This window comes from Empedobacter sp. UBA5987, from assembly GCF_002429865.1.
Taxonomy (GTDB): Bacteria; Bacteroidota; Bacteroidia; order Flavobacteriales; family Weeksellaceae; genus Empedobacter; species Empedobacter falsenii_B.
On sequence record NZ_DJBB01000012.1, the window covers coordinates 96,797 to 111,719 of the forward strand.

Annotated in this window: 10 protein-coding genes and 1 pseudogene; 9 read left to right on the top strand and 2 right to left on the bottom strand. The window is 31.3% G+C overall.

Features of this window, described 5'->3' with window-relative positions:
- Positions 1–50 precede the first annotated feature (50 nt).
- Entirely contained in the window at positions 51–923 is an 873-nt protein-coding gene (gene atpG, locus B3J26_RS01805) for an ATP synthase F1 subunit gamma (RefSeq protein ID WP_291072938.1), read from the top strand.
- A 452-nt stretch (positions 924–1,375) separates the two neighbouring features.
- On the opposite strand, the gene glyA is transcribed toward atpG, so the two are convergent.
- The gene (glyA, locus tag B3J26_RS01810; RefSeq protein WP_291072940.1) at positions 1,376–2,650 is read right to left on the bottom strand and encodes a serine hydroxymethyltransferase; all 1,275 of its coding nucleotides are present in this window, start codon (positions 2,648–2,650) and stop codon (positions 1,376–1,378) included.
- 561 nt (positions 2,651–3,211) lie between these two features.
- On the opposite strand from glyA, the gene B3J26_RS01815 reads away from it, so the two are divergent.
- The 6 genes from B3J26_RS01815 (at position 3,212) to B3J26_RS01840 (ending at position 10,915) form a co-directional block, all read left to right on the top strand.
- Positions 3,212–4,267, top strand: coding sequence for an anhydro-N-acetylmuramic acid kinase (locus B3J26_RS01815; protein ID WP_114997862.1), 1,056 nt, complete (start codon positions 3,212–3,214; stop codon positions 4,265–4,267).
- A gap of 70 nt (positions 4,268–4,337) precedes the next feature.
- The gene (locus B3J26_RS01820; RefSeq protein WP_038335162.1) at positions 4,338–5,051 is read left to right on the top strand and encodes an alpha/beta fold hydrolase; all 714 of its coding nucleotides are present in this window, start codon (positions 4,338–4,340) and stop codon (positions 5,049–5,051) included.
- 2 nt (positions 5,052–5,053) lie between these two features.
- Positions 5,054–6,268 (top strand): sterol desaturase family protein, encoded by a 1,215-nt coding sequence (locus B3J26_RS01825; protein ID WP_291072941.1) that lies wholly within the window; start codon positions 5,054–5,056, stop codon positions 6,266–6,268.
- An 83-nt stretch (positions 6,269–6,351) separates the two neighbouring features.
- Positions 6,352–7,512 carry a Na+/H+ antiporter NhaA gene (nhaA, locus tag B3J26_RS01830; protein WP_291072943.1) on the top strand — a complete coding sequence of 387 codons (1,161 nt, stop codon included), beginning with the start codon at positions 6,352–6,354 and terminating at the stop codon, positions 7,510–7,512.
- A 100-nt stretch (positions 7,513–7,612) separates the two neighbouring features.
- Positions 7,613–8,833: a bifunctional folylpolyglutamate synthase/dihydrofolate synthase gene (locus B3J26_RS01835; RefSeq protein ID WP_291072944.1), complete on the top strand. Its 1,221-nt coding sequence runs from the start codon at positions 7,613–7,615 to the stop codon at positions 8,831–8,833.
- 1,137 nt (positions 8,834–9,970) lie between these two features.
- On the top strand, positions 9,971–10,915 hold the full coding sequence (locus B3J26_RS01840; protein WP_171623951.1) for a hypothetical protein: 945 nt from the start codon (positions 9,971–9,973) through the stop codon (positions 10,913–10,915).
- A 150-nt stretch (positions 10,916–11,065) separates the two neighbouring features.
- Here the strand turns inward: B3J26_RS01840 and B3J26_RS01845 are convergent.
- Positions 11,066–11,386, bottom strand: a pseudogene (locus B3J26_RS01845) (transposase); the annotation flags it as partial.
- Between the two features lie 484 nt (positions 11,387–11,870).
- Between B3J26_RS01845 and B3J26_RS01850 the strand changes: the two are divergent.
- Positions 11,871–13,130, top strand: coding sequence for a DNA cytosine methyltransferase (locus B3J26_RS01850; protein WP_180905262.1), 1,260 nt, complete (start codon positions 11,871–11,873; stop codon positions 13,128–13,130).
- Positions 13,127–14,203 (top strand): HpaII family restriction endonuclease, encoded by a 1,077-nt coding sequence (locus B3J26_RS01855; protein WP_180905261.1) that lies wholly within the window; start codon positions 13,127–13,129, stop codon positions 14,201–14,203. The genes B3J26_RS01850 and B3J26_RS01855 overlap by 4 nt, the downstream gene beginning before the upstream one ends.
- The last annotated feature ends 720 nt before the right edge of the window (positions 14,204–14,923 follow it).

Below are 14,923 nucleotides of genomic sequence, written 5' to 3' on the forward strand. Positions count from 1 at the left end.
AGAAATTAGTTTTTAAGCTTTTATTTATCCTTCATTTCAAACAGAATTTTATGCCAAATTTAAAAGATATACGTAACCGTATTACTTCTGTAGGTTCTACTATGCAGATTACTAGTGCTATGAAATTAGTTTCTGCTGCAAAATTAAAGAAAGCTACGGATAATATTGTTCAGTTACGTCCTTATGCAGACAAATTACGTGAACTTTTAGAAAATGTAAGTTCTACTTTAGAAGCTGAAGTAGGAGGTGCATTAACAGAAGAGCGCGAAGTTAATAAAGTACTTTTAGTCGTTATTAACTCAAATAGAGGTTTATGTGGAGGATACAACTCAAGCATCATCAAAAAAGTAAATGCGTTATTAGCTGGCGAATTAGCAAGTAAACACGTAGAGATTTTAGCAATTGGTAAAAAAGCTAATGATACTTTTAGTAAAACACAAACTATCTATAAAAATGCATCAAGCATTTGGGATAATTTAAATTTTGCAGATGTAGCTGAAATTGCAGACGATTTAGTAGAGAAATTTACTGCAGGTAACTTTGATCAAATCAGAATTATCTACAATCAATTTCAAAATGCAGCTGTTCAAATTGTACAAGACGAACAATTTTTACCAGTCGTTTTAGAGAAAACTGAAGAAGAAGCAAACAATTCAGCAGAGTTAGATTATATCTTCAACCCTTCGAAAGAAGAAATTTTAAGAGACTTAATCCCTCAAACGTTGAAAACGCAATTATTCAAAGCCGTATTAGATGCTAACGCTTCTGAACATGGTGCACGTATGACTGCAATGCATAAAGCAACAGACAACGCAAGCGAATTACAAAAAGGATTGAAAATTCAATACAACAAAGCTCGTCAAGCTGCTATTACAAACGAGATCTTAGAGATCGTTGGTGGTGCAGAAGCATTGAATGCGTAAGAACAAAGACTTATATTATTTTAAATAGAAAAGCAACTTCATCTCGAAGTTGCTTTTTTTATAATGTTTACTTTAGATTATAAAGAAGTAATAAAACTTTTAATAGATTCTAACAATTATATTTATCATTCGGAATAAAAATCTATAAAACACTTTTGAATAATTATTCTTTAACATATGTATTGAAGAAATACTTCTACTTAGTTATTACTTTATTCAGGATGATAATTTGTGTAATCATATATCTAATTAGAATTCTTATTAGTTCAATCTTATTATAAGTTAGAATGAAATAAATTATTTCCTCAAGACATTTCAATAAAAACGTCAAGTGATTTTACCTAAAACCTAAGGAGGTTTTAGGTAAAATGTCTCGACGTTTTATATCAAACAAAAAGTCCTAAGCAATGCTCAGGACTTTTCTATTGTTATAATCGAAACTTAGTTTCTACTTATTTCATTTGAAATAATGGGCGAGAAGACATGAACTCGTTTACACGATCTGCAACTCCATCAATGATTTCTTCGTTATCAATATTCATTAATACTTCGTCAATCAAGTCAGTAACAGTTTGCATATCTGCTTCAACCAACCCACGAGTTGTTACAGCAGCCGTACCTAAACGAATCCCCGATGTAACGAAAGGAGATTTATCATCGAAAGGAACCATGTTTTTGTTACAAGTGATTTCTGCCGAAACTAAAGCGTTTTCTGCTTGTTTCCCAGAAATACCTTTGTTACGTAAGTCGATCAACATACAGTGATTATCTGTACCTCCGGAAACAATGTCATAACCTTTTGCAACCAATGCCGCAGCTAAAGCCTTAGCATTCTTCACAACTTGTACAATATAGTCCATATAACCATCAGATAAAGCCTCTTCAAAAGCAACAGCTTTAGACGCGATTACATGCTCCAAAGGCCCACCTTGTGTACCAGGGAACACTGCTCCGTTCAAGATTTGAGACATCATTTTCACTTCACCTTTAGGAGTTTTTGCTCCCCAAGGGTTCTCAAAATCTTTCCCCATCATAATGACTCCACCACGAGGACCACGTAAAGTTTTGTGAGTTGTCGTCGTTACGATATGACAATGAGGCATAGGATCGTTTAAGATTCCGCGGGCGATTAACCCAGCAGGATGCGAGATATCAGCTAATAACAAAGCACCAACTTCATCAGCTACCTCTCGAAATTTAGCATAATCTATGTCTCTTGAATATGCCGAAGCACCACAAATTATCATTTGAGGCTTCTCTTTACGAGCAGTTTCTGCCATAGCTTCGTAGTCAATTCTTCCCGTCTCTTTGTCCACTCCATAGAAAGAAGTTTGGTAAGTTAACCCAGAAAAATTAACAGGAGAACCGTGAGTTAAGTGCCCTCCGTGCGATAAATCGAATCCTAAGATCTTGTCTCCTGGCTTCAAACATGCTAAGTAAACAGCTGCATTTGCCTGAGATCCTGAGTGAGGTTGCACGTTTGCATACTCCGCATTAAACAACGCTTTCAAACGATCAATTGCAATAGTTTCCACTTCGTCTACAACTTCGCAACCACCGTAGTAGCGCTTTCCAGGATAACCTTCTGCATATTTATTTGTTAAAACAGAACCCATCGCGCGCATTACATTGTCCGAAACAAAGTTTTCTGACGCGATTAATTCAATTCCATTCAGTTGTCTTTCTTTTTCTTCTTCAATCAAATCGAAGATTACATCTTGTGCCATGTTTTGTTTGTATTAATTGTGTTTCAAATATAAGCTTTTATCATTAGAATTTCTAACTGATATATTCGCAATAACCTAAGAATTATCAAAACAATTTTTCTAATTATTTGGGCGTTCCCTTCGGGCGGGCTATTCGTTGCAATCTTTGCTTTGTAACTCCGCTATCGCTTCGTTCCACGCAAAGGATTTCCACTCCTATCCCTAACGCATCTCGAGTTGTGAGTAATAAGTTCTGAGTTTTGAGTAATAATATTTATACTTTTTTCAGAATCATACCTTATTAATAATTGAAAACCAATTTACTTATTCAAAGGAATTTCAAATGACCTTTCAATAAAAAGGCGTAAAAAAATGAAGAAATTCGAAGCGATAAAAAGATTTAACCGATAGGTTTTTAAATCTTTTCGCGTAGAATGAATCATTTTTAGCCGATTTATTGAGGTCTTGATTTTTTTGTTTCGTTTTTTCATCAAGGAAAAAATGAAAATAGTTTTCTAAGTTCTTCAAAATTTCTAATTTCTAAACCAATAAACTATCAATTTCTCTCATTAAATTTACAGCATGAAAAACCCTACTTTTTGCATTGGTTTAATGTCTGGAACTTCGTTAGATGGTTTGGATATTTGCTATGTCCGATTTGATGATAACCAACATTTCGAAATTTTACTTGCCGAAACTATAGATTATTCATCTGATTGGCGAAAAAAACTAACAGAAGCTTTTCAATATTCGGCAATAGATTTATGTCAATTAGATGTAGAGTTTGGTTATTTTCTTGGGGAGAAAGTAAAAGAATTTATTCATAAAAATAAGATTGGAAAAGTAGATTTTGTTGCATCTCACGGGCAAACTATTTTTCATCAACCGCAGAAATCATTCACTTTGCAAATAGGAAACGGTGCAGCAATAGCGTCGCGTTGTCAACAAAAAGTGGTGTGTGATTTCAGAACACAAGACGTTATTTTAGGAGGACAAGGAGCCCCTTTGGTTCCGATTGGAGACGAATTATTATTTTCTAACTATGATGCATGTTTAAACCTTGGAGGTTTTTCGAATATTTCGATGAATAGAAATGGAAAACGAATTGCGTTTGATATTTGTCCGATTAATATTGTTTTGAATCATTATGCCAAACAACTCGGGTTTGAATATGATAAAAATGGAGAATTAGCAGAACAAGGATATATTAATACTACATTAGTTGGAGAATTGAACCTTCTGAATTTTTATCATCAACCTTTCCCAAAATCATTAGGTTTTGAATGGGTAACGAATGAGTTTTTAACAATTGTTGATAAGTACGATATTCCTACCGAAGATAAACTGAGAAGTTGTGTGGAGCATTTCGTAATTCAAATTAAAAATACCTTTGCTTTATACGATATCAACAATGTGTTGATAACTGGAGGAGGAGTTCGAAATTCATTTTTTATCAATCGTTTACGAGAATTATCAACTGTTGAAATCATCATTCCAACTGATAATTTAATTGATTTTAAAGAAGCTTTAATTTTTGCATTCCTTGGATATCGACGTGTTCATAACGAAATAAATTGTTTGGCATCTGTAACAGGAGCGAGCAAAGACCATTCGTCTGGAATTATATATAATCTATAAAATCTATATAATTAATAGAGTTTAAAAATATTTTATTTACATTTGTTCGGTAACAAAGAATAAATGCGATATGAAATATTCGAAAAATAAAGATGTTATTTTACTTCATGGCTTATTTGGAAGCCTTAGTAATTGGGGAAATGTTATCAAGAATCTTGAAGAAAATTACAATGTTTATACACCAACTTTTCCTTTATTTTCTACTCATTTCAAAAGAAATTCACTTCAAAATTTAGTTCAATTTCTAGAAAATTATATTAAATCCAATAAAATTGAAAATCCAATATTAATTGGAAATTCTTTGGGTGGACATATTGCGTTGTTATATGCGTTGGCGCATCCAAATTTGGTTGATAAATTGATTTTAGCAGGAAGTTCTGGTTTATATGAAAACAATTTACAAGCTTCTTTTGTACGTGTGCGAGATTATGAGTATATCAAAAATAAGGTAGAAGAAGTTTTTGAAACAAAAAATGTTGTTACAAAAGAATTGGTAGATGATGTTTTTTCGACCGCTAATACGCCTACAAAAGCTTTGTCTATAATTTCGATTGCGCGAGATGCAAAGCGACAAAATTTGAAACATCTTTTACATAAAATAGATCAGCCAGTTTTGTTAGTTTGGGGAAAACAAGATATTGTGACACCGCCAGATGTTGCTGAAGAGTTTTTTGCACATTTACCTAATGCAAAATTAGCTTATATCGATCATTGTGGTCATGTGCCGATGATGGAGCAGCCGATACTTTTTAATCAACATATTAATCAATTTTTAAGTGCTTAAAAATGAATCATCCCGAGTATTTAGCTTTTGCTTTACCAGCTTTTTTTCTTTTTTTATGGCTTGAATATGTAGTTGTTAAAAAGAAGAAATTAAAGAATATCTACAAATATGAAAGTTCGGTTTCTAATATTTCAATAGGAATTGCAGAACGATTATTGAATCTTTTTATTACGGTAAGTTTTTACAATTTGTATGTTTGGATTTACGAAAATTATCGTCTTTTAGATATTTCAAATGCTTGGTGGATTTGGGTTGTGATGCTTTTAGCGACAGATTTTGTTTGGTATTGGTATCATCGTTTGGGACATGAAGTCAATATTTTTTGGGGAGCCCATATTGTGCATCATCAATCCGAAGAATTCAATTTCACGGTTGCGGCTCGTATCACGACTTTGCAAGCAATTGTTCGCAATGTTTTTTGGTGTATTTTGCCTTTTATTGGTTTTCATCCAAACTTAGTAATGACCATTTTAGTGATTCATGGCGTGTATTCTTTTTTTACGCATACGCAGATTTTGGAGAAACAAAAATGGCTTGAATATATTTTTATAACGCCTTCTCTTCATGGTGTTCATCATGCTTCTGACGAAAAATATTTGGACAAAAATTATGGAGATGTATTTGTTTTTTGGGACAAATTATTTGGTACTTTTCAGAAAGAAGAAGAAAAACCAAGATATGGATTAACTCATCCTATCAATAGTTACAGTTTTTTGTGGCAACATTTTCATTATTATTTAGAGTTGTATGAAGCTGCTCGAAGAAAATCATCTATTAAAGAAAAATTGACAATATATTTTGGTAGTCCAGCGGTTATGGATCAGGAAATAAGACCAATTATTGAAAAGAAATGGATGTCTAAGAATAAAGTGAATAGTTATCATTTCAAATACAAAGGTTATATTAATTTACAATTGATTTTATCGTTTTTTGCGATGAGTATTCTAACATATTATTTTGATCAATTTGATAATTTAACCAAAGGTTTCTTCGTTGCATTTGTCTTGATAACATTAATAAATATTGGTGCACAATTAGAACAAAAAAGATGGGTACCTTATTTAGAACATATTAGATTTTTAGTGTTTTGCAGTTTTTTTATCATTCAATCTCATAATTATTTCTTGCTGATTTTACCTTTCATATTCGTTTTTATCATCGAAAAGATGTTTAATTTTAGCAATTGGTATCAAAAAAGTATTTTAAAGATTATATAAATGATAATTTAGGTCTTATTGTTTCGTTTAGATTAGGCGGTTAAAAACGAGTTCATTATTTTTACCAAATTAAAAAAAATAAAATGATTGTTTCTAAACTATTTCAAAAATTTATTCATAGCCAAACTTCTGGCGGAATTACTTTAATTTTCTGTACACTATTTTCGTTAATTGTTGCCAATTCAATGTTTGCTGATTCTTACCAAAGCCTTTGGCATTTGGATCTATTCGGGCATTCTTTTGCACATTGGATCAACGATGGATTAATGGCTATTTTCTTTTTCTTAATTGGATTAGAATTAAAACGCGAAGTTTTTGTAGGTGAATTGTCTAATACAAAAAAAGCAATTTTACCTGTTTTTGCAGCTTTGGGAGGAATGTTAATTCCAGCTTTTATATTCTTTTTAACAAACAAAGGAACAGATACCATACATGGCTTTGGTATTCCAATGGCGACTGATATTGCGTTTGCTGTAGCAATTATTACAATGTTAGGGAATAGAGTTCCATTGTCTCTTAAAGTTTTTTTAACGGCATTAGCTGTGATTGACGATTTAGGAGCAATTGTCGTGATTGCATTATTTTATCCAAATCCTGAATTGCCTTTAGATTTTACACAATTCGGAATTGCAATTGCTATTTTGTTAGGTCTTTTCGCTTTAAATAAATTAAAAATAAAATCAATGATTCCTTATATCATTGGAGGGATTGCTGTTTGGTGGTTTATGTTGCATTCGGGTATTCACGCTACAATTGCGGGAGTTTTGGTTGCATTTACAATCCCATTTGATAAGGACGATTCTAAATCACTTTCAGCTAAAATGGAACATGCTTTACATATTCCAGTAGCATTTATTATTCTACCATTATTTGCTTTGGCAAATACCGCAATTACAATAGATGGTGGAGGATTAGCGCATTTTAGTATTCCTTTAGCTTCGGGGATTTTCTTAGGATTAGTTGTAGGAAAACCAGTCGGAATTACATTATTTACATGGATTGCGGTTAAATTAGGATTGTGTGAATTACCTACAGCAGTCAATTTCAAACGAGTTTTTGGAGTTGGAATTTTGGGAGGAATTGGATTTACAATGTCCATTTTCGTTTCGATGTTAGCTTTCAAAGACCCAAGCTATATAAATGAAGCGAAATTGATGATTTTAGTAGCTTCGTTAACAGCTGCTATTGTTGGATTTATTGTTTTAAAAATATTATTAACAACAAAACAAGATTATTCAGATTAAGAATAGTCAATTCATAAATAATAGAATCGAATTTTTCTTCGGAGAAATTCGATTTTTTTTTGAAGATGATTCCGTAACTTCGTGTAAAATTTTTGTACAAATGAGAACGTATCAAGAAACCATTGATTGGTTATTTTCTAATTTACCAATGTTTCAACGTGTTGGAGCATCAGCAATGAAAGCAGATTTAACAAATATTACAGCTTTATGCGAATATATGGGAAATCCTCAAACTAAATTTAAAACTGTTCATATTGCAGGAACAAATGGTAAAGGAAGTACGTCTCATATGTTGGCTTCTATTTTTCAGGAAGCGGGGTACAAAACAGGTTTAACAACTTCTCCACATCTCAAAGATTTTCGCGAACGAATTCGTGTAAATGGAGCAATGGCTGATGAAGAATTTGTGATTGACTTTGTAAGTAAACATGAAAAAAAAATCATCGATCAAAAAGCGTCTTTTTTCGAAATAGCAATTGCGATGGCTTTCGAATATTTTGCACAACAAAATGTAGATATCGCAATTATAGAAACTGGTTTGGGCGGACGATTAGATTCAACTAATATTATTTTACCAGAACTTTCTGTGATTACGAACATTGGTTTAGACCATACACAATTTTTGGGTGATACATTGGACAAAATTGCATTTGAAAAAGCTGGAATAATCAAACCAAATACTGCGGTTGTAATTGGTGAAACAACAGCCGAGACAAAACCAGTTTTTGAGCAAGTTGCAAAAGATAGAAATGCTGAAATCATTTTTGCAGAAGAAAAACATTTTCAAGATTTACCTTCAGATTTGAAAGGTTCTTATCAAATCAAAAATAAACGTACCGTTTTAACCGCTATTGAACAATTGCAAAAACAAGGTTGGACAATTTCTTCTGAAAATATTACAAATGGCTTATTGAATGTTGTAAAGAATACAAATTTACGCGGACGTTGGGATATTTTAGGACAACATCCATTAATTGTTGCAGATACAGCGCACAATCCGCATGGTTTAGCAGAAGTTTCGAAACAAATAAATGAACAAGCGTACAATCAATTACATTTAGTTTTAGGATTTGTGAATGATAAAGATGTTTTGTCAATTCTTCAGTTTTTTCCAAAAAAGGCAACTTATTATTTTTGTCAACCAAATGTTCCACGTAAATATGATATTGATGAGCTGTATCAAATAATTCCAGAAGATATACAGGACAAACATTTTTTCGATTCTGTAGAAAAAGCATTACTTGCAGCCAAAAATAATGCTTCTGTGAATGATATGATTTATATAGGTGGTAGTACATTCGTTGTCGCTGAAGTGATTTGATTTTATTATTTTAATTGATTTGATATTTTTTTATTTAGAAAGGTAAAATACAGATGTAATAATTAGGATAAACTGATCCTGTTATAACTTGTTTATTCAAATCGATTTAATGATTCAGTTTTTTTTGAAAAAAATAGGTAAGCTGTTGTTTGTCAGCAAGTTGAGTATCTAAAAAATGCATCTTTTAAAGAGAGAGAGCATAAATGATTGATTTATATAGTTTATATTTGTTCAATTCAATAAAAAAAAAATTATAATCAGAATATAGTGCTGTAGATAGTTTATATTTAAAAGTAGTTACTAAATGTCAAGGATGTACTTATGGAGATACACAATATTTTAAAATAAAAATTAAAAAATTGTAGTACAATTTCCAATCCTATGATACGTACTCGGTTATATAAATAATTTTTCAGAATAAGAATATAACAAGTAATAAGGTTATCCATTTTGGGTAGCCTTTCTTTTTTTTACTAATTTATTTCGCTTCGCGAAACCTTTCCCGAGTCCATAACCCAAAAGTAGCCGCTGCCCATTTGCTTGATTCAGCAAATCGTCACCGCCTAATCATTCCATGCAGTGAAAATATAAACCTCGCGCGCAATGAGCCACCATTTTTTTGTTCAACTCCAACCATCCAAAAAAAGTATTGTATACACTCTACTGCCTCTCTACTGCCACTATGTTGCCTTTATCCTGCCTTCATCCTGCCTTTAAGTAGCGAGTAAGCTTGAGGATGTAGCTGATTTTTCACGAAACTTAAATCAAAATTATGACTAAAAATATTAGTTCTATTTTTAAGTATCGTAGGGTATTTTACTTTCATTTCAATATTGACTGGAACTCAAGGTTGGAAAAATATGTTTGATAGTCTAAAAAATATAAAAGAAAATTCACTCGATTTTTATATGTTTTTATGGCCAATTATAATTTCAGAATACTCTTATTTGTTAATGTAAAACTTTATTTGAATTTAAAATCACATAAAAAAAATCCATAAACAATTCTAAATACGCAATTAATTAGCTTATTTAATTTACTCACTTTCAGTAAATAGCGTCTATTTTACTTTTTATTTGGTTTTTATAGAAAGTTGCGTATATTTGAGAGTTAGCCGTAATTTTACCAAAATCCCGTATGAAACAGAAATCTCAATATTTAGGCATATTCTTAGGTGTAATTTACGGACTGATAATTCGAATTTTAGGAGACAACGAAATTTTTGAAGATTATTACAATATTTACAGTATTAGTTTTCTTTGGGTAACTCCAATAGTTATTGGTTTATTTCCGATACTTTTCTCCTCAAATGAAATTTACAAATCAAAAGCTAAATTATTCTTCTATCCAATTATTACCATTATTCTATTTTTAATTGCAGCATTAATTACAAGAATTGAAGATTTAGTGTGTTTGTTAATTATTGGACTTCCTTTTTTACTGGTTGCTGGAGTAATTGGTCTTTTGCTTGGTGCTTTCGTCAAAGACAGAATAAAAGATAAAAAACTTTATTCAATTATTTTAATTCCACTATTGTTAAATCCAATTGAAAACTTAATTCCGAATAAAGAAGAAGTTTACAGCGTTTCATCTGAAATAATAATTAATAAAAATAAAGCCGAAATATTCCCTAATTTATTGTCAGTTCCAACAATATCTGATGATGAATACAAGAATGGATTTTATCAAAAAATTGGTATTCCACGACCTGTCAATTCAGAAATTTTGACAAACGAAAATCAAATGTACAGAATTGGACATTTTACAGATGACTTGAAACTTTATGAATATGTATCAGAAATTAAAGAAAATGAATTTGTCAATTTCAAAATAGATCTGTCCAAATCTCAATTAAGAGAAACACCAACCGATCAGCATTTACTTAAAAGTAATTATTTCAATTTTGAAAACATCAATTACTCACTTGAATATATTTCTGAAACAAAAACGAAGATAATTCTTAATTGCGACTATAAAATTGAATCGAAAATGAATTTTTATGCCAACTTTTGGGCGAAAAGTATCATTGGAGATTTTGAAAAACGACTGTTAGAATCGCTAAAAACAAAACTAGAAAAATAAAAAACTACGGCTAACAAGGGTAACTGTTGCACAACTCCAATTTTTATAAAAATTTAAAATATTTGACCTCGTTTAAGCCATTTTAAGTGAGGTTTGTTTTTAAAGAAATATGCTAAATTGTAATATTAGGTTTGCTTAAAAACGCATTTTTTAAGTCGTGAAGGAGTACTTTTGTAAAAAGCTGTATTTCCCTTGTTTTAGGGAAACAACTTGGGCTAAAACACTCGGGGTTTTGAAAATAAAGCGCAGGTATTTCTTCAAGTTGTAAGATAAACTTGACATCAAAACGTGTTTATTGGCTTGTGACATTCCTCTGCTGTTGATTCGTTTTAGGTTAAAAAAGTTAATCAACGTTCCTAAAACGGGTTCTACTGTAGCACTTCGACGCTTTACTAATCTGCGGTGATACGCTTTGTTTTTGGTGAGTTTTTCGTGCATTTTATCGTACAATGGTTTGTGAATACTTTCTTGACCTTGAGTGCCGTAATATTTTTGAGTGGATTTGTACAAAAAATGTAAATCTAATGCTTGATTTACACGGCGATAAAAGTTATCGGTTGAACTAACCGCTCTAAGCTTAGTTCGTAAAATAATTGTGGGGTAAATTCTTTTCGTCCTTGCATACAACAAGATCCGAATTTTTTTTTATTTTTGAGTTGTGCAACAAGCACAAGGGTTTGGCAAAATGCGGGGTTAAAGTGCTAAATTCAAAGTTCGTACTTCTATCTCCGCCAAAAACGAATAAAATTCGTTTTTGTTTTTTAAATTTAACTCACAAAAATTCGTTATGGCTCGCCTCGGTGCAAAATCGAAACTTTAGGCTTCGATTTCCCCGCCTTCGGCAATATGCGGCCCGTTACATGCAAGCGCATCCAAACTTTACGCATAAATCCCTAATCTTAAAATCATCGGTTATTTTTTGTAAATTGCAATCAATTATAGAGAAATTGAATTAATGAAAGTTTTGGAAAAAATATCACTTGATAAAATTAGAAATGATAGGAAAAATCCTATCATTAATTTTGACGTGAAAGATGCTGTGATAACTCATTATCTCCATAACAATAAAAACGGAGTGTCACAATTTTATAAAAGTGATGCTATTGAATATACAAATGAAATTCTAAAAAATTACGTTTCAGAAGATTATACAAATTACTTTTCCGAAAAGAATTTTCAATTAGAACTTTTCAATAACGAAAACGTACCATTCCAACCAGTTGAGAAACCAAAATTCAAATTTATTGATTTATTTGCTGGAATTGGTGGTTTCCGTTTGGCTTTACAAAATCTTGGCGGGAAATGTGTATTTACTAGCGAATGGGACAAACAAGCGCAAAAAACATATCGTGCCAATTTTGGAGAAACTCCGTTTGGTGATATTACAAAAGAAGAAACAAAACAATATATTCCAGACGGTTTTGATGTACTTTGTGCTGGTTTTCCTTGTCAAGCATTTTCAATCGCTGGAAAACGTGGAGGATTTGAAGATACAAGAGGAACATTATTTTTTGATGTTGCTGAAATCATCAAACGTAAACAACCAAAAGCATTCTTTTTAGAAAACGTGAAAGGTTTAAGAAGTCATGACAAAGGAAAAACTTTAGAAACGATTTTAAATGTTTTACGTAACGACTTAGGATATTTTGTTCCAGAACCTCAAATAGTAAACGCTAAAGATTTTGGAGTTCCACAAAATAGAGAACGTATTTATATTGTTGGTTTTCATCCAGATTTGTGCATTGATAATTTCAGCTATCCAAAACCAACAAATCAAAACTCAACTTTTGCAGACGTGAAGGAAGAAAATGTAGTTGAAACAAAATATTATCTTTCAACTCAATATCTTCAAACTCTTGTAAATCACAAAGCAAGACACGAAAATAAAGGAAACGGGTTTGGTTACGAAATTATAAAAGATAATCAAACAGCTAACGCTGTTGTTTGTGGCGGAATGGGACGTGAAAGAAATTTAGTTTTAGACCATAGAATTACTGATTTCACTCCAACAACCAAAATTAAAGGTGAGGTAAATCGAGAAGGAATCCGAAAAATGACTCCAAGAGAATGGGCAAGATTACAAGGTTTTCCAGATAATTACATTATTCCAGTTGCTGACGCATCTGCTTACAAGCAGTTCGGTAACTCCGTTGCCGTACCAGCTATTCAAGCAACTGCAAACGAAATTATTAAACTAATGCTGAAAACTAAATGATAACAGGAAATAAGGGTGAATGGAGCGAAGTTTATGCGCTTCTTAAAATTATTGCTGATAAACAATTATTTGCTGGAGATAGTGATTTAAATAAAATTGAATCATTAATATTTCCAATTATTAAAGTTTTAAGAGATGAGTCAAATGGAACTTTCGTGTTTTCATATGAAAACGATATTGTTTTAATTAAAAATGGAGAAGAGGAATTTAGAATCTCAATCTCTAATTTTCAAGAAAATGCAAGTTTACTTTTACAAAAGTTAAAAGAAAAAACAAATGCTACTTTTTCAATTCCTCAAATTGAAACATTTATTAATTCATATCAAAGTCAATCAATTAAAGCTAAATCTTCAGTTAAAAGCGATATTAAAATTGTTATTCACGACCAAAGAACTGGAACGAATCCCGAATTAGGATTTAGTATAAAATCACAATTAGGTGGAGCTTCTACTTTACTAAATGCTGGAAAAACTACTAATTTCATTTACGAAATTGAAAACATAAACTTATCTGAAGAACAAATCAATTTGATAAATTCAATTGATACAAGAAGTAAAATAAAAGATAGAATTGAAGAAATTTATTCGTTAGGTGGTTCTTTAAATTTTATTAAAACGGAAAGTTCTATTTTTGGAAATAATTTAATTCTGGTTGATTCTGCATTACCCAAAATCGTTTCGGAAACACTTAAAAAATTCTTTACTTCAAGTTTATCAAAAACTATCGAATTAATAAATTCAGTTTCTGAAACAAATCCTTTAAACTTTAATTTGGAGAATAATCATCCTTTTTACACGTATAAATTCAAGCGATTTATAACAGATATTGCACTTGGAATGATGCCGTCAAAAGTCTGGACTGGACAACTTGATGCAACTGGTGGATATTTAGTCGTAAAAGAAGATGGAGAAGTTTTGTGTTATCACATTTACAACCGAAACGAATTTGAGGATTATCTTTATTCAAATACAAAATTTGAAACTGCAAGTAGTTCAAGACACGATTTCGGAAGTATTTATAAAGAAAATGATAAACTTTATTTCAAACTGAACTTACAAATTAGATTTCTATAAAAGCGCCAGCATGTAACAAGGGTAACTGTTGTACAACTCCAATTTTTATTTCAGTTAGACAAAAAAAATAAAGAATTGAGCTACATTGGAACGATGAATAAAAACTACCACTAACAACTAATCTTCCTTCTTGCCAGAAGGGGAGAAGGTAAAAACCTGTTGAGGAACCTGTAATTAGAACTATCATATATTATATAGCTAAAGTTTAGCTCGACTTTATTAATGAATATCGGAACTTTTCCCGAGTCGTTAACCACAAAGTAGACATTTTACTTTTATTTATAAGTAATAAAAACAAAACATCTAATCATTTTGTGTAGTAAAAACGATGTTTTCGGGTCTAAAATCTACTATCTAGTTTCTCAAATCTAAAATTCTCAAAAAATATTTCCCGTCATAACAGTTAGTTAGGGATATAAAGTAAAATAAATGTAAAATGTGTTTGGAAGTTCGGAAAAATGGGTTGTATATTTGCAATCCCAATACGAAAGACGAGTAGTATTGTAGTTGACATAAAGTAAAACAAGCGACAAAATTTTTAAAAATAAATTTTGTTGAATTAGAAATAAGTTTTACCTTTGCGACCGCAAATAACGAGAGTGATTTTGCTGCGAAGTAAATTGACTTATTGAAATAAAAACTTTAAATTTTTTAAAATAAAATTTTGTTAGTTAAAAAAATAAGTATTACCTTTGCAACCGCAAATACCGAGAGGATTTG

Excerpts from the sequence above, each read along its gene's own strand:
- atpG (WP_291072938.1), top strand. The coding sequence starts at position 51 with ATGCCAAATTTAAAAGATATACGTAACCGTATTACTTCTGTAGGTTCT.
- glyA (WP_291072940.1), bottom strand. The coding sequence starts at position 2,650 with ATGGCACAAGATGTAATCTTCGATTTGATTGAAGAAGAAAAAGAAAGA.
- B3J26_RS01815 (WP_114997862.1), top strand. The coding sequence starts at position 3,212 with ATGAAAAACCCTACTTTTTGCATTGGTTTAATGTCTGGAACTTCGTTA.
- B3J26_RS01820 (WP_038335162.1), top strand. The coding sequence starts at position 4,338 with ATGAAATATTCGAAAAATAAAGATGTTATTTTACTTCATGGCTTATTT.
- B3J26_RS01825 (WP_291072941.1), top strand. The coding sequence starts at position 5,054 with ATGAATCATCCCGAGTATTTAGCTTTTGCTTTACCAGCTTTTTTTCTT.
- nhaA (WP_291072943.1), top strand. The coding sequence starts at position 6,352 with ATGATTGTTTCTAAACTATTTCAAAAATTTATTCATAGCCAAACTTCT.
- B3J26_RS01835 (WP_291072944.1), top strand. The coding sequence starts at position 7,613 with ATGAGAACGTATCAAGAAACCATTGATTGGTTATTTTCTAATTTACCA.
- B3J26_RS01840 (WP_171623951.1), top strand. The coding sequence starts at position 9,971 with ATGAAACAGAAATCTCAATATTTAGGCATATTCTTAGGTGTAATTTAC.
- B3J26_RS01850 (WP_180905262.1), top strand. The coding sequence starts at position 11,871 with ATGAAAGTTTTGGAAAAAATATCACTTGATAAAATTAGAAATGATAGG.
- B3J26_RS01855 (WP_180905261.1), top strand. The coding sequence starts at position 13,127 with ATGATAACAGGAAATAAGGGTGAATGGAGCGAAGTTTATGCGCTTCTT.